The organism is Winogradskyella sp. R77965 (genome assembly GCF_044594915.1).
Classification (GTDB): domain Bacteria; phylum Bacteroidota; class Bacteroidia; order Flavobacteriales; family Flavobacteriaceae; genus Winogradskyella.
The window spans coordinates 1,888,914-1,909,613 of sequence record NZ_CP138990.1 but is presented as its reverse complement, the minus strand read 5'-3'; the positions used below and the strand labels follow the sequence as shown (position 1 = coordinate 1,909,613).

Below are 20,700 nucleotides of genomic sequence, written 5' to 3'. Positions count from 1 at the left end.
ATTGAAAGTAGCTTACAAAGTAAGTCGAAAGGTTTAAAAAAATAGAAGCAAAATATGAATGAAAGCATTCTAGTAAAAATAGAAAACAAAGTTGCTACAATAACACTTAATAGGCCAAAGGCGTTTAATAGTTTTAATCGCGAAATGGCATTAAGTCTTCAAAGTATTCTTGATGAATGTGAAACTAACGATGAGGTCAGAGCAATTGTTTTAACTGGAGAAGGGAAGGCATTTTGTGCTGGTCAAGATTTAAAAGAAGTAACAGACCCAGAATTAAATCCTGGTTTTAAAAAAATATTAGACGAACATTACAACCCAATTATTTCACGAATTAGAAAGATTGAGAAACCTATCATAGCAGCTGTAAATGGTGTTGCTGCTGGCGCTGGTGCCAATATTGCGTTGGCATGTGATGTTGTTATTGCAGATGAAAAAGCTAGTTTTATCCAAGCCTTTAGTTTAATTGGTTTGGTTCCAGATAGTGCTGGTACATTCTTTTTGCCTAGACTTATTGGTTTTCAGAAAGCACAAGCCTTAGCCATGTTGGGTGATAAGATTTCTTCAGAAGAGGCTGAAAAAATGGGAATGATATATAAATCTGTCCCAGTAGAAGAATTTGACGAAATGGTTTCTAAACTAGCAATTAAGTTGGCTAATATGCCGACAAAAGCTTTAGGTTTAATAAAGGAATTATTTAATAGTTCTATGACCAATACACTAGACCAACAATTAGCTTTAGAGTCTAAATTACAAATTGAAGCTGCAAGCAGTAATGATTATGCAGAAGGAGTTACAGCATTTATAGAAAAACGCAAGCCTAATTTTAAAGGGAATTAATTGAACAAAGAAACCCTCATAGAAGTTCATCATAGAATAAAACCATTTATTCACAATACACCAGTTCTAAGCTCAAGCCTAATAAATGAAATGGTTGGAGCAGATATCGTATTTAAATGCGAGAACTTTCAAAAAATGGGAGCTTTTAAAATGCGTGGTGCAGCCAATGCAATATTGTCATTATCAGAAGAAGAAAGACAACGAGGCGTTGTAACACATTCCTCAGGCAATTTTGCACAAGCCGTATCCTTAGCTGCTAAAAAATTAGATGTGAAGGCGTATATCGTTATGCCCGAAAATGCACCTCAAGTCAAAAAAAATGGTGTAAAAACATATGAAGGTGAAATTATAGAATGTGAATCTACACCCCAAGCTAGAGAAGCAACTGCTAATAAAGTTAGAGAAGAAAAAGGTGCCTCTTTTTTACACCCATCAAATCAAGATGAGGTCATTTATGGCAATAGTACAGTTGCCATTGAATTGTTAGAAGATTATCCTAACTTAGACGTAATTTTAACGCCAGTTGGTGGTGGTGGATTAATTGCAGGAACTGCTTTGGCAGCATATTGTTTTTCAGATAACTGTAAAGTGATTGGTGCTGAACCTATGGAAGCTGATGACGCATATCGCTCTTTAATTTCTGGTAAAATAGAAACCAATGATAGTTTTCATACCATTGCTGACGGATTAAGGACACATTTAGGGGATAGAAATTTTCCGATTATTCAAAAGCATGTCGATAAGATTATCCGTGTGGAAGAAGATGAAATTATTACCGCTATGCAATTAATTTGGGAACGAATGAAGATTATTATTGAGCCTTCATGTGCTGTGCCTTTTGCAGCAGTATTAAAGAATAAAGAAGAATTTCAAAATAAAAAAATAGGGATTATCTTATCGGGAGGAAACGTCGATGTTAAGAATTTACCTTTTTAATATAAAACTATGAACGTAGGAATTATTGGTTCTGGAACAATGGGAAGTGGTATAGCGCAAGTTGCAGCTACTGCTGGTTGTCAAGTCAAATTATATGATACCAATCAAGCTGCCTTAGATAAAGCTAAAGCTGCCTTAGAAAAAATATTGAATCGTTTAATTGAAAAAGGACGAATCGATGCTGATGAGAAAAATAGAATTCAATCAAACATCAGCTATGTAGATAACTTGAAAGGTTTATCTGATTCAAACTTAACAATTGAGGCTATTATTGAAAACCTTGACATAAAAAAGAAAGTGTTTTCAGAATTGGAAAGTTATGTTGCAGACGATTGTATCATCGCATCTAACACGTCGAGTTTGTCAATAGCATCAATAGCTGCATCTTTAAACAAGCCAGAACGTTGTGTTGGTATTCATTTTTTTAATCCAGCACCTTTAATGAAATTAGTTGAGGTCATTCCTGCTATTCAAACATCTAAAGATGTACTTCAAAAATCAATTGATACTATTTCTAATTGGAAGAAAGTTGTGGCAGTTGCCAAGGATACACCTGGTTTCATTGTCAATCGTGTCGCACGACCTTTTTATGGCGAAGCATTACGAATCTATGAAGAAGGTATTGCAGATTTTGCAACCATAGATTGGAGTTTAAAAACTATTGGTGGTTTCAGAATGGGACCATTCGAACTGATGGATTTCATTGGTAACGATGTGAACTATACCGTAACAGAAACTGTGTTCACAGCATTTTATTTCGACCCGAGATATAAGCCAGCATTTACACAAAAACGTTTTTCAGAAGCAGGTTATTTGGGTCGCAAATCTGGTAAAGGCTATTATGATTATTCAGAAGGTGCAACTAAACCAAATCCAGTAGAAGATAATGCGTTAGCAGAGAAAATTTTTAATCGGGTTTTAGTAATGTTAATTAATGAAGCCGCAGACGCTTTATTTTTAAATATTGCTTCAGCAGAAGATATAGATAATGCTATGACCAAAGGAGTTAATTATCCAAAGGGATTATTGTCGTGGGCAGATGAAATCGGCATCGATAAATGTGTTACAGCGTTAGATAGATTGTACGAAGAATATCATGAAGATAGATATCGATGCAGTCCCTTATTACGAAAAATGAGTAGAGAACATAAAACATTTTTTTAATGAAAGGCGAAGCCATTCCATATAAAATGTTGAGTCAAGATGCTTACAGCACTTGGCTAGGAATTGAAATTCTAGAATGTGAAATTGGACGTTGTAAAGTCGCTATGACCATCAGAAAAGACATGCTGAATAGTATGGGCAAAGCACATGGTGGAATCAGTTATTCTTTAGCAGACACAGCATTTGGATTTGCGGCAAATACACATGGTAAGTATGCAGTGTCGATTGAAACAAGTATCAATCATATTGAAGCACTAAATGAAGGTGATTATTTAGTGGCTGAATCAGTAATTGAAAAGGTTAATAACAAATTAGGTTTTAATATCATCGAGGTAAAACGTGGCGATGAATTAGTAGCACTTTTTAAAGGCGTGGTATACAGAACTCAAAAAGATTGGAAAGAATGAAATCAAAGATTCCATTTGTCTAATAAAAGAAATTAGAAAATATCAAATGAAAGAAGCATATATAATAGACGGAATAAGAACACCAATAGGAAATTACAAAGGAACCTTATCAGCTGTTCGTACAGACGATTTGGGAGCTTTGGTAATTGCAGAAGTTGTAAAACGTAATCCAAACATTCCAAAAGAGGCTTATGATGATGTCATTATGGGTTGTGCCAACCAAGCTGGTGAAGACAATCGTAATGTAGCACGTATGTCATCGCTATTAGCAGGATTACCATTTACGGTTCCAGGTGAAACGGTTAATCGCTTATGTAGTTCTGGTTTATCAGCAATCATTCATGCCAATCGCGCTATAAAAGTAGGAGATGGAGATTTGTTTATTTCTGGAGGTGTGGAGAATATGACCAGAGGTCCATACGTGATGGCAAAACCGTCATCAGCATTTGGAGGTGACTCAAAAATGTACGATTCTACTTTTGGGTGGCGATTCGTAAACCCTAAGATGCACAAGTTATATGGTACAGATGGTATGGGAGTTACTGCCGAAAATCTTGTGGAGAAATATAATATCTCTCGTGAAGACCAAGATAAGTTCGCCTATTGGAGTCAGATGAAAGCGTCTAAAGCGCAAGAAAACGGACGCCTAGCCAAAGAAATTGTCACTGTTGAAATCCCACAACGTAAAAAAGACCCAATTCAATTCTCAAAAGATGAATTTGTAAAGCCAAACTCATCCCTTGAAGTTTTAGGAAAACTAAGAGCAGCATTTAAAAAAGAAGACGGAAGTGTCACTGCAGGTAATTCTTCAGGATTAAATGATGGTGCAGCAGCTACCATTATAGCTTCCGAAGATGCGGTAAAAAAATACAATTTAAAACCATTAGCAAGAATTGTCAGTTCTGCAGTGGTTGGTGTAGAGCCACGAATTATGGGAATCGGTCCAGTTCAGGCTTCTAATAAAGCATTAGAAAAAGCTGGATTAACTATGGATGATATGGATGTGATTGAGCTTAACGAGGCTTTCGCTGCACAAGCATTAGCGTGCACAAGAGCTTGGGGATTAGCAGATGATGATTCAAGATTAAACCCAAATGGTGGTTCGATTGCTATAGGTCATCCATTAGGCGTTACAGGAGCACGTATTGCGTATTCAGCAGCATTGGAATTACACGAGCAAAATAAAAGATATGCATTAGTAACCATGTGTATTGGTGTAGGACAAGGTTATGCAGCAATAATAGAAAAAGTATAAAATGAAGATATTAGTCATAGGAGGAAACGGTACAATTGGAAAAAAAGTGAGTGAACGTTTAGCTCAAAAGCATGAGGTACTTGTCGCAGGGAGAAATTCTGGAGACGTTACTGTTGATTTTTCAGATTCAGAATCAATCAAAGCAATGTTTGAGTCTGTTGGTAAACTAGACGCTATCGTAGCAATAGCTGGTGATGCAAAATGGGATAAACTAGATAATTTGTCTGAGGAAGACTTTTATATCGGCATAAAAAGTAAAATGATGGGTCAGGTTAATGTGGTTCGCATTGGTAAAGATTACCTCAATCCAAATGGTTCAATAACATTATCAACAGGTATATTAGCAGATGATCCAGTAGATATGACAACCAGTGCTGCTATGGTAAATGGAGCAATCAATAGCTTTGTTAAAGCAGTTGCTTTAGAATTAGAAGATGGCAAGCGAATTAATGTGGTCTGTTCAGATTTAGTAGAAGATTCATTTGAAAAATATAAAGACTATTTCCCTGGAAATACACCAGTGCCAATGCACAAAATTGTAGATGGTTACGTCAAATCTATCGAAGGGAAAATTACAGGAAGAATTTTAAGAATTCTTGCATAAATTCCGGCGAAGGCAGGAATCTCATAATAGAAATAAATGAAACATTGGTACGTCTACATAATGGCAAATAAACCAAACGGAGTAATTTATATTGGAGTAACAGATGATCTGGATGAAAGAGTAAAAGAGCATAAATTGAAAGTTTACCCAAGATCTTTCACGGCAAGATATAATTGTGATAAATTGGTTTACTTTGAAGAGTTTGAAAATGGAGAAAAGGCTTCAATTAGAGAAGTTCAATTCAAGAAATGGAAAAGAGATTGGAAAATTAAGTTAATTGAGGAAATGAATCCAAATTGGTCGGACTTAAGTGCAAATTGGAACCTAGATACAACAATATTGAGAAGAAATAAATAATAAGATACCTGCCTTCGCAGGCATTCAATATGGAAAAAATACAACATTACGTTCAAGGAAATTGGACAACAGGTAAAGAAGAAGGAACACCAATCCTAGATGCCGTAACAGGTGAAGCTTTCACGAGTGTAGCTATTGAAGGATTAGACATTCCAGAAATACTTAATTACGGAAGAACAAAAGGTGGTGAAACGCTTCGTAAAATGACTTTTCAAGAACGTGGAAATATGCTTAAGAAATTAGCATTATATCTCACGAAACGAAAAGATGCGTTTTACGACTTAAGTTATAGAACTGGAGCAACCAAAGTAGATAGTTGGATAGATATTGAAGGTGGTTTCGGTAACCTTTTTGCTAATGCTTCTTTAAGAAAATTATTCCCAAATCAACCCTTTCATGTAGAAGGTGATGCTATCGATTTGTCTCGAGGAGGACGTTTTATGGCACATCATATTATGGTACCAAAAAAGGGAGTTGCTGTTCATATTAACGCTTTTAATTTCCCAGTTTGGGGCATGTTAGAAAAATGCGCTGTGAACTGGATGGCTGGAGTTCCTGCTGTGGTACTACCTGCACCATCATCATCGTATTTAGCGGAAGCTGTGGCAAGAGTAATTATCGATTCTAAAATCTTACCAGAAGGCGCACTTCAAATTATAAATGGAACCGTTAAAACAATTCTAGATACTGTTGAATCACAGGATGTAGTCACCTTTACGGGTTCTGCACAAACAGGTCGATTACTTAAAGCGCACTCAAGATTAATTCAAGAATCTGTGCCATTTACTATGGAAGCCGATTCATTAAATGCATCGATTTTAGGAGAAGATGCAGTACCTGGAACACCAGAATTCGACTTGTTTATTAAAGAAGTTAGAAAAGAAATGACCGTTAAAGCTGGACAAAAATGTACGGCAATTAGAAGAATCATTGTTCCTGAAAATCTAGTTGAAGATGTTCAAATTCAATTAGGTAAAGCCTTAGATAAAGTCACTATTGGTGATCCAAGACTTAAAGAAGTCCGAATGGGTTCTTTAGTAAGTCAACAACAAGTACAAGCGGTAAGAGATTCAGTTAATGACTTGGCAAAAGAAGCGCAAATTGTTTATGGTGATTTAGATAAAATTGAAACTATTGGTGCAGATGCAAAAAAAGGCGCTTTTATTAGTCCAATTCTTTTAAGAGCAGATCATCCTTTTCAAAATACTGTGATTCACGAACGTGAAGCATTTGGTCCTGTAAGTACCATAATGCCATATAAAAATTTAGATGAAGCCATTACCTTAGCACAAATGGGTAAAGGATCATTAGTCTCTTCCATTGCTACAAATGATGATAAAATAGCTAAAGAGTATGTAGTTAATGCAGCATCTCATCATGGACGTATTTTAGTACTAAATAGAGAAAGTGCTAAAGAAAGTACAGGGCATGGTTCACCATTACCTTATTTGGTGCATGGAGGTCCAGGACGTGCTGGAGGTGGAGAAGAAATGGGAGGCATGCGAGGAATAAAGCATTATTTGCAACGTACAGCAATCCAAGGGTCGCCAACAACAATTACCGAAATAACTGGTATTTACCAACAGAACGCAAAATATAAGGAAGCAGAACAGCATCCATTTAAATACTATTGGGAAGATATTGAAACTGGAATGTCTATGAAAACCCATAAGCGAACCATAACAGACACTGATATTATTGGTTTTGCAAATATTACTTGGGATCATTTCTATGCACATACAGATATTACATCTTTAGATGGAAGTATTTTTGAAAAAAGAACAGCCCATGGTTATTTTATAATTTCGGCTGCAGCTGGATTATTTGTGTATCCAAATAAAGGGCCAGTTTCTGCTAATTATGGATTAGAAGAATGTCGTTTCTTAAGACCACTATATCATAGTGATACCATTTATGTACGATTAACATGTAAGCAAAAAATAGATAGAGATGTTGCTAGTGCAGAACATCCAAGTGGCATTGTAAAATGGTTTGCTGAAATCTTTGATGCTGATGACGAATTAGTGGCACTAGCAACGGTATTGACAATGGTTCAAAAGAAGCAGGAAACATTTGTTGAAATGACTACTAAAAAAATTGAGGAGTGCTTAAGTCAGCTTTCAGAAGATACAAAACCAAAATGGGGAATTATGACGCCTCAACATATGCTAGAGCATTTAGAATACACTTATAAAATTGCATCAGGTGAAATTCAAGATTTTGAAATTTCAACTCCAGAAAAGATTTTAGACAAAGTAAAAAATAGCTTATGGAATTATAGGAAGTTTCCAAAAAACTCTCAATTTCCATTACTAGAAAAAGACACTTTAGATACACTAAAACATGAAGATTTGTCGACTGCTATTTTGGAATATAAAGCACAAAGAGAAAAATATTTAGAATATTTCAAAGAAAATCCAGACGCTAAATTAAAGAATATAGTATTTGGAGAATTGAATCGATACGAATGGTATTTATTAGAGCGAAAACATTTAAATCATCACTTTGAACAATTTGGATTAATTTAAATAAAAATGTCATTCAGAGCGATAGCGAAGAATCTTATAAAGAGATTGCCACGTCCTTCGTCCTCTCAATGACAAAATAATATAAACATGAGTGACCCATACGTAAAACAAACTATAGAAAACGAAGTAGGCTACATAGAATTTTTTCATCCTGCACATAATTCTTTGCCAGGAGATATATTAGCAAAATTGGCAAATACAATTACGGAAGCTGGACAGAACGATGCGATTAAAGTTATTGTTCTAAAAAGTGGTGGAGACCGTACTTTTTGTGCAGGAGCAAGTTTTAAAGAGTTGATAAATATCAATGATGCAGCAACAGGGAAAGTATTCTTTTCTGGTTTTGCAAATGTCATTAATGCGATGCGAAAATGTCCAAAATTTATTATTGGTCGCATACAAGGAAAAACCGTTGGAGGTGGAGTAGGATTGGCGGCTTCAACAGATTATTGTATGGCAACAAAATTTGCAGCCATTAAATTAAGTGAGTTGAATATTGGTATTGGACCTTTCGTGGTTGGGCCAGCTATAGAACGTAAAATGGGATTAAGCGCAATGTCACAAATAGCTATTGATGCGAATTCATTTTATGCACCAGAATGGGCAAAACAAAAAGGCTTATATACACATGTTTATGAAAGTACCGAGGAATTAGATGAAGCTGTAAAAACAACAGCAGAGCATTTATGTACTTACAATGTTGAAGCCATGCTAGAAATGAAAAAAGTATTTTGGAAAGGTACTGATGATTGGGACGAGCTTTTAGCAGAACGTGCGCAAACAAGTGGAAGATTGGTGCTTTCTGATTTTACGAAAGAAAAATTAAAGACTTATAAGTAAAAGCCCATCCTAACCTTCCTAGAGGGAAGGAACAAATACGGAGTAGAAATGAATAAAAAACACAACAGTAATAACACAACAGTGTTTTTCCCCTCTGGGGAAATTAAAAGGGGCTTTTTATTATGATATATTCATTCAAAGGTTACACACCTGTTGTTCACAAAAGCAGTTTTGTGCACCCATTGGCAGCTGTAACAGGAAACGTAATTATTGGTAAAAACTGCTACATTGGTCCAGGCGCTGCCATTCGTGGAGATTGGGGACAAATCATTCTGGAAGATGGAGTAAATGTACAGGAGAATTGCACAGTACATATGTTTCCGGGCAAATCAATAACACTTAAAGAAAGTGCACATGTTGGTCATGGTGCTATTATTCATGGAGCTAATTTGGGTAGAAACTGTTTGATTGGAATGAATACCGTCATTATGGATGATGCCGAAATCGGTGATGAATGTATTATTGGAGCGATGTCATTTATAAAAGCAGAAACTAAAATTCCTTATAGAAGTTTAGTTGTTGGAAACCCTGGAAAAGTGATTAGAGGAGTTACAGACGAAATGATAGCTTGGAAAACCAAAGGCACAGAGCTTTATCAGCAATTGCCAGCTGATTGTCATGAGTCATTAATGGAAGTTCAACCACTTCGAGAAGTACCAGATAATATGAAAGTTCAGGATGATATCTACAAAACACTTCGAGAAACTTTTAAAAAGAAATAATCAAATCCTACTCAAGTCTAGCTCATTAGTTTCTTTTCCAGTTGATAAGGTTATTAAACTTTGAACGTTCCCAAGATAGGGAAGAAGTGTTAGCTTAGAAATAATAAACGTCTCGTAAGCTTCAATATCTTCAACAACTAGTTTTAGTAGATAGTCAAAATTTCCACTTACACGATGACATTCGACAATTTCAGGGAAATCATTAATCTCTTTCACAAACTTTTCTAAGTAGCTTCTAGTGTGTCCTTGTAAAGTTATACCAATAAAAACAGTTAGTTTCAGGCCAATTTTTTTATTATCTAAAACGGCTACATATTTTTTGATATAGCCTTCTTTTTCAAGCTTCTTAATACGCTCAAAAACTGGAGAGGTTGTCATGCCTAATTGCTCAGCAATACGCTTAGTCGTCTGATTACTATCCTTTTGAAGAATCTCGAGAATCTGTGTATCAATCTTGTCAAGTGAATAGGGCATAAGAAAAATTTATTTTTAAAGATCTTAAATACAAATATAAAAGAATAAAAAACTTATAATATAATATTTAATAGAAATATATTCTTTTTATTCCTTATTTAGAAGTTATTAACAATTGTAAAATAAGATATTACCTATCTTTGTTTCTTATAATTTTAATTAGACAGAATTGGAGAATTTTGAATTTAAAATGCCAAAGCTAGGTGAAAGTATTACCGAAGCTGCAATCATAACCTGGTTTAAAAATGTTGGCGATGCAATTGAAGAGGATGAGATGTTGTTAGAAGTTGCTACAGACAAGGTGGATTCTGAAGTGCCATCTAATGTTTCTGGAGTCATAGAAGAAATTTTATATCAAGCTAATGATGTTATAAAAATTGGAGAGACAATAGCTATAATCAAAGTTGATGGTAGTACATCTTCAAAACCAAAAGCAAAAAAAACGACTGTCATTCAGAGCGATAGCGAAGAATCTCATAAAGAGAGAAATCAGAAATCTAAAAAGAAACGAACTGTCACATCGAGCGCAGTCGAAATGTCTCAGTCCAATTCATTTTCAGTATCAAATAGCAATACATTCTTCTCGCCACTCATAATCTCAATAGCGAAAGAACACCATATAAGTTTCGAGGAATTAGCACGTATTCCAGCAACTGGTAAAGAGCAAAGATTGCGTAAGAGTGATTTATTTCAGTATATAGAAGATGGAAGACCATATAAATTCGCTCAGCCTGTTACACAGCAAGACCCAACAGCGTATCGTATTCCACAATTGAGTTTTGATAAAGGAAAAGGCAAAATTGTAGAGATGGACCGCATGCGAAAGATGATTGCGGACCATATGGTATATTCTAAACACACATCGCCTCATGTTACGGCATATGTAGAAGCTGATATGACTAACATGGTTAATTGGCGTAATGCAAATAAAAAAGCATTCCAAGAAAAGTATGGAGAACGACTAACGTTTACGCCACTATTTGTTGAAGCCGTAGCAAAGGCAGTTAAGGATTTTCCAAATATTAATGCATCAGTAGATGGTGACAATATTATAGTTAAAGAAGATATTAATATTGGTATGGCTACGGCATTGCCAAGTGGCAACCTAATTGTGCCTGTCGTAAAAAATGCAGATACTAAAGGCTTAAAGCAACTTGCAGAAAATGTCAATGAATTAGCAAATAAAGCCAGAGAAAATAAGCTTGTTGGAGATGATATAAAAGGAAGCACATTTACCATTTCTAATGTTGGGACCTTTGGTAGTGTTATGGGAACACCTATTATCAATCAACCCGAAGTTGCTATCCTAGCATTAGGAATCATAAAAAAGCGTCCTGAAGTTAAAGAAACTGAAAAAGGAGATGAAATTGCCATAAGAAGTATGATGTACTTATCATTATCATTTGACCATCGTGTTGTAGATGGATTTTTAGGAGGAAGTTTTGTACGTCGTGTTGCTGATTATTTTGAACAATTTGATATGAATAGAAAAATATAAATTTTACCGTCATTCCGAACGCAGTGAAGGAATCTCATGAAAAGATTGCCATACTTCGACTACGCTCAGCACAGGCTTAAACTTAGTCCTCGCAATGACAAAAACATAAAAATATGAAACCTAACATTTCAATAACCAAAGTAGAAAAATCTAGAGTAGACACTATAGACTTCAACAACATTCCATTAGGCACAACTTTCACAGACCACATGTTTATCTGTGATTACAATAATGGCGTATGGGAAAATCCAAGGATTGAACCATTAGCCTTAATCCCAACGCATCCAGCAGCAATGGCTCTGCATTACGGACAAGCTATTTTCGAAGGCATGAAAGCGACACTTGATACTGATGGTAATCCGATGCTTTTTAGACCATCTAAAAATGCGGCAAGATTAAACTTTAGTGCAGACAGAATGGGTATGCCTCTTTTTCCTGAAGATTTGTTTGTAGAAGGCTTGAAGCAATTAGTAGCGATAGAACAAAATTGGATTCCGCCTATGGACGGAAGTGCTTTATATTTAAGACCTTTCATGTATGCAGACGAGCCATTTATTGGTATGCGAGCAGCAACGCATTTTAAGTTCATCATCATGGCGTCACCTTCAGGTCCATTTTTTAATAAACGTATAAAATTGTGGGCAGAAAATAAGTATATACGTGCTGCCTCTGGAGGAACAGGAGAAGCTAAAGCCGCAGGAAACTATGCTGCAGCCATAAGACCAACAGAATATGCAAAAGCTAAAGGTTACGACCAAGTTCTTTGGTTAGATGCTGTAGAGCATAATTACATTCAAGAAGTCGGCACCATGAATATCTTCTTTAAAGTAGATGGAAAATTTATAACGCCAAAACGTGATGGCTCTATTTTAGATGGGATTACTAGAATGAGTGTTATGGATATTTTAAGAGATAAGGGTTTTGAAGTTGAAGAGCGCGCAATAACCATACAAGAAATTCGGGATGCGTCATTAAATGGTACGTTAGAAGAAGCATTTGGCACAGGAACTGCTGTGGGAATCGCTTATATTCAAGAAATTGCTATGGGAGAAAGAACCATTCATGTTTCAGATGAAAGTCCAGTTGGGTTAATGGTTAATAAAACCCTTAATGATATTAAAACTGGAAAAGTTGAAGATAAATTTGGCTGGATGGTTAAGGTTGAAAAAGAATTGGCTTAATGAATAAAGAAATACTAAAAAAAGGATTTTCAAAACTTTGTACAGCAAAAGCAATGACTGAGTTGTACGAAGAAAACTTTAAGCAGGTTTCAAAATATGTACATGCAACATCCAGAGGTCATGAAGCTATTCAGATTGCATTAGGATTGCAATTATTACCTCAGGATTACGCGTTTCCTTATTACAGAGACGATGCCATGCTGTTAGCATTTGGTTTAAAACCATATGATTTAATGTTGCAACTTTTGGCGAAAAAAGACGATCCATTTTCAGGAGGAAGAACCTATTATTCGCATCCAAGTTTAAAGGATGATGATAAACCAAAAATCCCTCATCAATCGTCAGCGACTGGTATGCAAGCGATTCCGGCAACCGGAGTTGCGATGGGTATGCAATACAAAGAATTACAAGGCTTAAATGATCCCTCAATAGAAAATCCAATTTCAGTTTGTTCACTAGGTGACGCTTCAGTTACCGAAGGAGAAATAGCCGAAGCATTTCAGATGGCAGCTTTAAAACAAATGCCAATTTTATATTTGGTACAGGATAATGGTTGGGATATTTCAGCAAATGAAGCTGAAACAAGAGCACAGAATGCAGCTGAATATGCAGCTGGATTTCATGGCTTAGAAGCCATTTCTATTGATGGAGCTAATTTTATAGAAAGTTATGAAGCCATTGAAAAAGTAATTGCAACTATAAGAAAAGAACGCAGACCATTTTTAGTACATGCTAAAGTTCCATTGCTCAATCATCATACTTCTGGTGTACGTATGGAATGGTATCGTGATGATTTGGATGAAGCAAGATCTCGTGACCCCTATCCAGTTATTAGACAACAATTATTAGATAATGGGTTTTCTGAAAAAGAAATAAATGCAATAGAAGATGAAGCTAAGAAAAAAGTGGCTTCAGATTATAAAAAAGCTCTAAAAGCTGAAGATCCAAAACCAGAGGACCTATTTACCCACGATTTTGTACCGACACCAGTAACAGAAGAAAAAGGGACACGTGAGCCAGAAGGTGCTGATAAAGTGGTGATGGTCGATTGTGCTTTATTTGCTGTCGAAGAACTAATGCGAGAGCACAAAGAATGTTTGCTTTATGGACAAGATGTTGGTGGACGATTAGGTGGAGTATTTAGAGAAGCAGCAACTTTAGCTCAAAAGTTTGGTGATGACCGTGTGTTTAATACACCCATACAAGAAGCTTTTATTGTAGGTTCAACAGTTGGTATATCAGCTGTTGGACTAAAACCAATTGTTGAGGTACAATTTGCCGATTATATCTGGCCAGGATTAAACCAGTTATTTACTGAGGTAAGTCGTAGTTGTTATTTATCTAATGGCAAATGGCCAGTAAGTATGATTCTTAGAGTGCCAATTGGTGCTTATGGAAGTGGAGGACCTTATCATTCCTCTTCAGTTGAAAGTGTGGTTACTAATATTAGAGGTATAAAAATAGCGTATCCAAGTAATGGAGCTGATTTAAAAGGTCTAATGAAAGCAGCTTATCACGATCCAAATCCAGTTGTAATTTTGGAACATAAAGGCTTGTACTGGTCTAAGGTGCCAGGAACTTTGACTGCGACCTCGAAAGAACCTGCCGCAGATTATGTGTTACCATTCGGAAAAGCATGGGTACTTCAAGAAATTTGGAAACAAGATGACGTTGAAACCTTAACCATAGTGACTTACGGCATGGGAGTACATTGGGCTTATAACGCTTCTGGAGAATTGGATATGCGAGACCAAATTGAAATCATCGATTTAAGAACTTTATTTCCTTTAGACGAAGACACTATTATGAAATCTGTGAAGAAAACAGGAAAGTGTTTAGTGGTAACTGAAGAACCATCAAATAATAGTTTTGCCAGAGCTTTAGCTGGCAAAATACAAGAAGAATGCTTTAAATATTTAGATGCACCAGTTATGACTATTGGTAGTGAGAACATGCCAGCTATTCCTTTAAATTCAACTTTAGAGCAGACTATGATTCCTTCTACGGCAAAGGTGAAGTCTAAAATTGAAGCGTTACTGAACTATTAGCTGATTGCTCGATGTAAGATTTTCCGTATCTTAACATCAAATTAAAATCAACTAAATGCTTACCAAAAAACGCTATTCAGTTAAGGATATGATCCTTTGGACCAGAGGAGAAACTTTAATTTACCTTCTATATGCTGGCATTATTACAGTACTCTACCAAGTATTTGGCTTTACATTTTTAAATGTGCCATGGACTCCAGTAGCTTTAATAGGTACTGCTGTTGCATTTCTTGTAGGGTTTCAGAATAATTCTGCTTACGGACGTATATGGGAAGCTCGAATGATTTGGGGAGCTATAGTAAATACCTCGCGGACTTGGGGAATGAAAATCCAAGATATGGTTACGAATGAGTATTGTGACAATCCTGTTTCTGAGGATGAATTAAAACAACATAAAAAATCGTTAGTATATCGACATATTGCATGGATGACAGCTTTGCGTTATTCAATGAGAACCCGAAAATCGTGGGAAACCCAACATAAAGCAAAAACAAATCAGGAATGGAGAGATATGATTCATATTCCAGAAGAGGTGTCAACGCTTGATGATAATTTGTTGATGTATTTATCTGAAGAGGAAAGAACATATGTTTTATCTAAAGGGAATAAGCAAACCGCTTTATTATATTTACAATCAAAACATATTAGAGCATTAAAGGAAAAAGGTTTAATCTGGGAGTTCGCATTTCTCGAATTGGAGAATGTATTAGAATCACTATTTACACATCAAGGAAAATCCGAACGAATCAAAAACTTCCCTTATCCGAGACAATATGCGAGTTTAGGGTTATATCTTACTCGAGTCTTTACTATTTTAATACCGTTTGGTTTAATACCAGAATTTGCTGAAATAGGTGAAACTATGGTCGGTGATTTTTTCCTTGTAGGTAAATATTTCATCTGGATAGCTGTTCCGTTTTGTGCTATTGTCTCGTGGGCATTTCATACTATGGAACGTTTGGCAAGAACTGGTGAAAATCCATTTGAAGGAGGTCCAAATGATGTCCCAATATCTACAATTGCAAGAGGCATTGAAATTGATTTAAGACAAATGTTGGATGAAGATGAAAATAGTATTCCGAGTCAGTTTCCAGAAGAAAAGAACGTTCAGATGTAAGCAATAAAAAAGCCTATCTAAAAGATAGGCTCTATTCTTAAAAAGATTGTAAGATATATACTTATATAACTTTTACATTTACTGCATTTAATCCTTTTTTTCCTTCTGTTAAATCGAATTCAACATTGTCACCTTCTCTTACTTCATCAACTAAACCAGAAATGTGTACAAAATGCTCTTTTCCGTTTCCTTCTTCTGTTATGAATCCAAAACCTTTAGAGTCATTAAAAAATTTTACTGTACCAGTACTCATATTATAATATATTTAATTAAGTGGTAAAGGTAGTCTAATTAGTTGAATATCAATTATTTTGATGTCTTTATTTTGAAATTCAATAAATGCTGTTAACTATCTAAGGTTTAGGTCTTAGTAATAGTCTTTTGTATTTCTACACCTTATATTCGGATAATGGTCTAGTGAATTTTTCAGGATCAGCGGCTAAGTGATATCTAGGATCATCAATATCTTCTATGATGACTTCCTCAAACTTAGAATTAGCTTTTCTGAGTAATATCTTACAGTCCTCACTTAAGTGCTTTAGTTTAATCGACTTTCCTTCAGCTTCATATTTTTCCACTAAATTAAAAATAGCTTCTAAAGCAGAATGATCGCTTACTCTAGATTCAACAAAGTCTATTTCAACATTTTCAGGATCATTTTTGACATCAAACTTAGAATTGAAATTCTGAATAGAACCAAAAAATAATGGTCCCCAAATTTCATACGTTTTTGTCCCATTTTCTTGCATACGTTTGCGTGCTCTAATCATAGTTGCGTTTTTCCAAGCGAAAACTAAAGCAGAAATTATAACACCAGCAATAACCGCTACTGCTAAATCTTTCCAAACGGTTATAGCTGAAACCGCAATTAATACAATAGCATCTGATATTGGAATTTTTCTAAGGATTCTAAAACTAGACCAAGCGAAGGTTCCTATAACTACCATAAACATTACACCAACTAAGGCAGCTATTGGTATTTGTTCTATTAATGGTGCGCCAAATAATACAAAGCAGAGTAGTGCTATAGCTGCTACTGCTCCAGATAAACGACCACGACCACCAGAGTCTACATTGATTATTGATTGACCAATCATGGCGCAGCCACCCATACCACCAAAAAGTCCATTTAGAATGTTTGCACCACCTTGAGCGATACATTCTCTATTACCATTTCCTCGGGTCTCAGTCATTTCATCAATAAGATTTAATGTCATTAAGGATTCAATTAACCCAATAGCTGCTAGTATAAAGGCTGTTGGTATAATTACATTTAAAAAATGACCATCTAACGTATTAAATAAACCGAATATTTGATCTTGAAATGTTGGTAAACCACCTTGTAAACCTTCTCCACCACCATCTCTAATAAAAGAACCTACCGTACTTACATCTAATTTTCCGAAGATTGTTATTGCAGCTACAACAATTATAGCTAATAATGCAGCAGGAACCTTTTTTGTTAATTTAGGTAAACCATACATAATACCCATTGTTAATGCTATTAAACCAAGCATAGTGTATAATGCAGTCCCAGTCATAAATACTTTTTCACCATCAACGGTTTCTTTAAACAAACCTAATTGTGAAAGAAAAATAACTATAGCTAACCCATTAACAAAGCCCATCATTACGGGGTGAGGAATCAACCTCACAAACTTTCCTAATTTAAAAACACCTGCTAGTATTTGAATACCACCAACTAGGAGAAGAGTTATAAACAACCATTGTAAACCTAAATTTTCAATAGGTGTGTCTAAACTTAAACCAACATCATTTCCTTTTTTAATAAGATGTACCATAACTACCGCCATGGCACCAGTGGCTCCAGATATCATTCCAGGTCGTCCACCAAATAAAGCGGTGACAATTCCCATCATAAAAGCGCCGTACAAACCTACTAAGGGATCAACACCTGCAACAAATGCGAATGCAACAGCTTCTGGAACTAATGCTAATGCCACAGTTAGTCCAGAAAGAATATCATTCTTTGGGTTCTGAGTAAAGTTTTTTCGTGTAGTTTGACCTAATATCATAATACTTATCCTTAAAAGTCGGCAAAGATAGAGTATTTAGATTTAAACCCTACTCAAATGGGAGAAACAAAAAAGCACCGCCTAAGCGATGCTTTTTAGATCTTTAACTTACCAATTTGTTATTTCGCTGGTGGAAATTGTTCCATTGTTTTTGATACAAATTCTTTTATTCTTGCCTCTTTCTTGTCAACATTTCTTGTTACTAAATAACCAGTACCAGAACCTTGCCAAATTAATTCTTTCTTATTGGTATCGATGAAATCTATAAATAGCATTCCTTCGGTTCTGGTAGAAACGTTGTTTCCGCCCCAGCCAAAACCAGGTCCCCAGCCCCAACCCCATCGGTTGAAACCTCCCCAGCCCCAGCCGCCCATGCCCCAAGCGTTGTTGAATACATCAACACGTTGGTTAGACTTGGTAAATATGCTTACGAGCATATCAGGATTTTCAGATTTGGTCATACCCTTTGCCATCAACTCTGCTTCAATAGCTCTAAGAATTCTACGCTTATCAATGTCGTTTATTTCAGCCTTATCAATACCAGGCTTAAAGAAGGCAAACGTTTTATAGTTGTCAAAATTTGCTTCTCTATCATAGTCTGCTGCAACTCTTACAGAGCTACAAGAAGATAGAAGGATGGCAAAAACTAAAATCGGAGTAAATTTTAATAATTTCTTCATATCGTTTTTTTTTAAATTGTTTCTAATAAATCATCATCAACTTGATTAGGTAATGTCACTTTTAAATTGGGTTCTACTTCCATAGCTCTCTTAATCGCGAAAATTGCGCCTTCATTTCTTGCCCAACTTCGTCTTGAAATACCGTTATTGACATCCCAAAATAACATTTGCTTTAAACGTTTTGATGCTTCTTTACTACCATCAAGAACCATACCAAATCCACCGTTAATTACTTCTCCCCAGCCAACTCCACCACCATTATGAATGCTAACCCAAGTGGCTCCTCTAAAACTATCACCAATAACATTGTGAATTGCCATATCGGCTGTAAAGCGAGAGCCATCATAAATATTGCTAGTTTCTCGATATGGTGAGTCGGTTCCTGAAACGTCGTGGTGGTCTCTACCAAGTATTACAATTCCTACATCATTATTAGCGATAGCATTATTGAATGCTTCAGCAATTTTCATTCGACCTTCTGCATCTGCATATAATATTCTGGCTTGTGAACCAACTACGAGTTTGTTTTCCTGAGCGCCTTTTATCCATTGGATATTATCAGCCATTTGCTGCTGAATTTCGTTTGGTGAATTTTTCATGATCTCTTCCAGAACTTCACAGGCAATTTTGTCTGTTTTAACTAAATCTTCTGGTTTTCCTGAGGCACAAACCCATCGGAAAGGTCCAAAACCATAATCAAAACACATTGGTCCCATAATATCTTGAACATAACTAGGATACTTAAACTCGCGGCCTATTGTGGGATTTTTAGACATCACATCTGCACCAGCTCTAGAAGCTTCTAATAAAAATGCATTCCCATAGTCAAAGAAATAAGTACCTTTTACTGTATGCTTATTAATTGCCTCCGCATGTCTTCGTAAAGTTTCTTGAACCTTTGCTTTAAATGTCTCAGGCTTACTTGCCATCATAGCATTTGCCTCTTCAAAAGACAAACCAACAGGGTAATAACCACCAGACCATGGATTGTGTAAAGATGTTTGATCGCTACCTAAATCAATATGAATATTAGCTTCGTCAAATTTTTCCCAAACATCAACTATGTTACCTAAATAGGCAATTGAGATGGTTTCTTTATTTGCTTTTGCTTTTTCAACTCGAGATACTAGCTTGTCTAAATCTGTGATTTTTTCGTCAATCCAACCTTGGTCGAGTCTTACTTGGGTGATTTTAGGATTTACTTCAGCGCAGACTGTAATGCAGCCAGCGATGTTTCCTGCTTTGGGTTGTGCGCCAGACATGCCTCCTAGTCCAGAGGTTACAAAGAGATTTCCTTTAGGTTCTTTGCCAATTTTCCTAAACCCATTAAGCACTGTAATTGTTGTGCCATGAACAATACCTTGTGGTCCAATATACATATAGCTTCCGGCAGTCATTTGTCCGTATTGCGTAACACCTAAGGCATTAAATTTTTCCCAATCATCTGGCTGTGAATAATTAGGAATCATCATTCCATTAGTTACTACAACTCTTGGTGCTTCTTTATGAGATGGAAATAAACCCATTGGGTGGCCAGAGTACATCACTAAGGTTTGTTCGTCATTCATTTCGGCCAAATACTTCATGGTTAATCTGTATTGTGCCCAATTAGAGAATACACCTCCATTACCACCATAAGTAATTAATTCGTGAGGATGTTGTGCTACAGCATGGTCTAAATTATTCTGAATCATCAACATAATTGCAGCTGCTTGTTTTGATCTTGCTGGATATTCTTCAATAGGTCTTGCATACATTTTATAATCTGGTCTAAGACGATACATATAGATGCGACCATATGTATCTAACTCATTTTTAAACTCAGGTAATAAAGTTGAATGATGCTTCTTCTCGAAATAGCGCAGTGCATTTTTGAGAGCTAATTTTTCTTCTGCAATAGAAAGAATAGCTTTTCGCTTTGGCGCATGATTTATAGTAAAGTCATAAGATTTTAGTTGAGGTAATACATCTGGAATACCTTCTAGTATTTGATCTTTGAAAGATAATTTTGTCATT

At 35.8% G+C, this 20,700-nt stretch carries 19 protein-coding genes; 14 read left to right on the top strand and 5 right to left on the bottom strand.

Features of this window, described 5'->3' with window-relative positions:
- Positions 1-54: 54 nt before the first annotated feature.
- From SJY34_RS08520 to SJY34_RS08475, 10 genes are all read left to right on the top strand, one after another.
- The gene (locus SJY34_RS08520; RefSeq protein ID WP_400081302.1) at positions 55-837 is read left to right on the top strand and encodes an enoyl-CoA hydratase-related protein; all 783 of its coding nucleotides are present in this window, start codon (positions 55-57) and stop codon (positions 835-837) included.
- Complete coding sequence (locus SJY34_RS08515) at positions 838-1,773, top strand: pyridoxal-phosphate dependent enzyme (RefSeq protein WP_400081300.1); 936 nt, start codon at positions 838-840, stop codon at positions 1,771-1,773.
- 9 nt (positions 1,774-1,782) lie between these two features.
- Entirely contained in the window at positions 1,783-2,937 is a 1,155-nt protein-coding gene (locus SJY34_RS08510; protein ID WP_400081298.1) for a 3-hydroxyacyl-CoA dehydrogenase NAD-binding domain-containing protein, read from the top strand.
- Positions 2,937-3,344 (top strand): hotdog fold thioesterase, encoded by a 408-nt coding sequence (locus SJY34_RS08505; RefSeq protein WP_400081295.1) that lies wholly within the window; start codon positions 2,937-2,939, stop codon positions 3,342-3,344. Before SJY34_RS08510 ends, SJY34_RS08505 begins: the two co-directional genes overlap by 1 nt.
- Positions 3,345-3,390: 46 nt before the next feature.
- Positions 3,391-4,599 (top strand): 3-oxoadipyl-CoA thiolase, encoded by a 1,209-nt coding sequence (gene pcaF / locus SJY34_RS08500; RefSeq protein ID WP_400081292.1) that lies wholly within the window; start codon positions 3,391-3,393, stop codon positions 4,597-4,599.
- Position 4,600: 1 nt separating this feature from the next.
- Positions 4,601-5,203, top strand: coding sequence for a short chain dehydrogenase (locus SJY34_RS08495; RefSeq protein WP_400081289.1), 603 nt, complete (start codon positions 4,601-4,603; stop codon positions 5,201-5,203).
- A 36-nt stretch (positions 5,204-5,239) separates the two neighbouring features.
- Positions 5,240-5,560, top strand: a complete 321-nt coding sequence (locus tag SJY34_RS08490) for a GIY-YIG nuclease family protein (RefSeq protein WP_400081286.1) — start codon at positions 5,240-5,242, stop codon at positions 5,558-5,560.
- A gap of 29 nt (positions 5,561-5,589) precedes the next feature.
- Positions 5,590-8,088, top strand: coding sequence for a phenylacetic acid degradation bifunctional protein PaaZ (gene paaZ / locus SJY34_RS08485; RefSeq protein WP_400081283.1), 2,499 nt, complete (start codon positions 5,590-5,592; stop codon positions 8,086-8,088).
- Positions 8,089-8,175: 87 nt separating this feature from the next.
- A complete protein-coding gene (locus SJY34_RS08480) occupies positions 8,176-8,928 on the top strand; it encodes an enoyl-CoA hydratase/isomerase family protein (RefSeq protein ID WP_400081280.1) in 753 nt (250 codons plus the stop codon).
- Between the two features lie 122 nt (positions 8,929-9,050).
- The gene (locus tag SJY34_RS08475; RefSeq protein WP_400081277.1) at positions 9,051-9,650 is read left to right on the top strand and encodes a transferase hexapeptide repeat family protein; all 600 of its coding nucleotides are present in this window, start codon (positions 9,051-9,053) and stop codon (positions 9,648-9,650) included.
- Here the strand turns inward: SJY34_RS08475 and SJY34_RS08470 are convergent, their stop codons facing one another.
- Positions 9,651-10,124 carry an Lrp/AsnC family transcriptional regulator gene (locus tag SJY34_RS08470; RefSeq protein WP_400081275.1) on the bottom strand — a complete coding sequence of 158 codons (474 nt, stop codon included), beginning with the start codon at positions 10,122-10,124 and terminating at the stop codon, positions 9,651-9,653. It abuts the gene before it with no gap.
- Between the two features lie 169 nt (positions 10,125-10,293).
- On the opposite strand from SJY34_RS08470, the gene SJY34_RS08465 reads away from it, so the two are divergent.
- The 4 genes from SJY34_RS08465 to SJY34_RS08450 all read left to right on the top strand — a co-directional run bounded on the left by SJY34_RS08465 (position 10,294) and on the right by SJY34_RS08450 (position 15,968).
- Positions 10,294-11,622: a dihydrolipoamide acetyltransferase family protein gene (locus tag SJY34_RS08465; RefSeq protein ID WP_400081272.1), complete on the top strand. Its 1,329-nt coding sequence runs from the start codon at positions 10,294-10,296 to the stop codon at positions 11,620-11,622.
- Between the two features lie 113 nt (positions 11,623-11,735).
- Entirely contained in the window at positions 11,736-12,803 is a 1,068-nt protein-coding gene (locus SJY34_RS08460; protein ID WP_400081269.1) for a branched-chain amino acid aminotransferase, read from the top strand.
- A complete protein-coding gene (locus SJY34_RS08455; protein ID WP_400081266.1) occupies positions 12,803-14,851 on the top strand; it encodes a thiamine pyrophosphate-dependent enzyme in 2,049 nt (682 codons plus the stop codon). The genes SJY34_RS08460 and SJY34_RS08455 overlap by 1 nt, the downstream gene beginning before the upstream one ends.
- Positions 14,852-14,906: 55 nt before the next feature.
- Positions 14,907-15,968: a bestrophin family protein gene (locus SJY34_RS08450; RefSeq protein ID WP_400081263.1), complete on the top strand. Its 1,062-nt coding sequence runs from the start codon at positions 14,907-14,909 to the stop codon at positions 15,966-15,968.
- Between the two features lie 61 nt (positions 15,969-16,029).
- Here the strand turns inward: SJY34_RS08450 and SJY34_RS08445 are convergent, their stop codons facing one another.
- From SJY34_RS08445 to SJY34_RS08430, 4 genes are all read right to left on the bottom strand, one after another.
- Positions 16,030-16,221 (bottom strand): cold-shock protein, encoded by a 192-nt coding sequence (locus SJY34_RS08445; protein ID WP_173280095.1) that lies wholly within the window; start codon positions 16,219-16,221, stop codon positions 16,030-16,032.
- A 136-nt stretch (positions 16,222-16,357) separates the two neighbouring features.
- Entirely contained in the window at positions 16,358-18,004 is a 1,647-nt protein-coding gene (locus tag SJY34_RS08440; RefSeq protein ID WP_400081260.1) for a SulP family inorganic anion transporter, read from the bottom strand.
- 119 nt (positions 18,005-18,123) lie between these two features.
- On the bottom strand, positions 18,124-18,684 hold the full coding sequence (locus SJY34_RS08435; protein ID WP_400081258.1) for a DUF4136 domain-containing protein: 561 nt from the start codon (positions 18,682-18,684) through the stop codon (positions 18,124-18,126).
- 11 nt (positions 18,685-18,695) lie between these two features.
- On the bottom strand, positions 18,696-20,699 hold the full coding sequence (locus SJY34_RS08430) for a urocanate hydratase (protein WP_400081256.1): 2,004 nt from the start codon (positions 20,697-20,699) through the stop codon (positions 18,696-18,698).
- Position 20,700 lies beyond the last annotated feature (1 nt).

Bases quoted from the DNA above. Each gene is read 5' to 3' on its own strand.
- SJY34_RS08490 (WP_400081286.1), top strand. From the start codon at position 5,240: ATGAAACATTGGTACGTCTACATAATGGCAAATAAACCAAACGGAGTA.
- SJY34_RS08440 (WP_400081260.1), bottom strand. From the start codon at position 18,004: ATGATATTAGGTCAAACTACACGAAAAAACTTTACTCAGAACCCAAAG.
- SJY34_RS08450 (WP_400081263.1), top strand. From the start codon at position 14,907: ATGCTTACCAAAAAACGCTATTCAGTTAAGGATATGATCCTTTGGACC.
- SJY34_RS08435 (WP_400081258.1), bottom strand. From the start codon at position 18,684: ATGAAGAAATTATTAAAATTTACTCCGATTTTAGTTTTTGCCATCCTT.
- SJY34_RS08475 (WP_400081277.1), top strand. From the start codon at position 9,051: ATGATATATTCATTCAAAGGTTACACACCTGTTGTTCACAAAAGCAGT.
- SJY34_RS08510 (WP_400081298.1), top strand. From the start codon at position 1,783: ATGAACGTAGGAATTATTGGTTCTGGAACAATGGGAAGTGGTATAGCG.
- SJY34_RS08430 (WP_400081256.1), bottom strand. From the start codon at position 20,699: ATGACAAAATTATCTTTCAAAGATCAAATACTAGAAGGTATTCCAGAT.
- SJY34_RS08495 (WP_400081289.1), top strand. From the start codon at position 4,601: ATGAAGATATTAGTCATAGGAGGAAACGGTACAATTGGAAAAAAAGTG.
- SJY34_RS08505 (WP_400081295.1), top strand. From the start codon at position 2,937: ATGAAAGGCGAAGCCATTCCATATAAAATGTTGAGTCAAGATGCTTAC.
- pcaF (WP_400081292.1), top strand. From the start codon at position 3,391: ATGAAAGAAGCATATATAATAGACGGAATAAGAACACCAATAGGAAAT.
- SJY34_RS08470 (WP_400081275.1), bottom strand. From the start codon at position 10,124: ATGCCCTATTCACTTGACAAGATTGATACACAGATTCTCGAGATTCTT.
- paaZ (WP_400081283.1), top strand. From the start codon at position 5,590: ATGGAAAAAATACAACATTACGTTCAAGGAAATTGGACAACAGGTAAA.
- SJY34_RS08520 (WP_400081302.1), top strand. From the start codon at position 55: ATGAATGAAAGCATTCTAGTAAAAATAGAAAACAAAGTTGCTACAATA.
- SJY34_RS08455 (WP_400081266.1), top strand. From the start codon at position 12,803: ATGAATAAAGAAATACTAAAAAAAGGATTTTCAAAACTTTGTACAGCA.
- SJY34_RS08460 (WP_400081269.1), top strand. From the start codon at position 11,736: ATGAAACCTAACATTTCAATAACCAAAGTAGAAAAATCTAGAGTAGAC.
- SJY34_RS08445 (WP_173280095.1), bottom strand. From the start codon at position 16,221: ATGAGTACTGGTACAGTAAAATTTTTTAATGACTCTAAAGGTTTTGGA.
- SJY34_RS08480 (WP_400081280.1), top strand. From the start codon at position 8,176: ATGAGTGACCCATACGTAAAACAAACTATAGAAAACGAAGTAGGCTAC.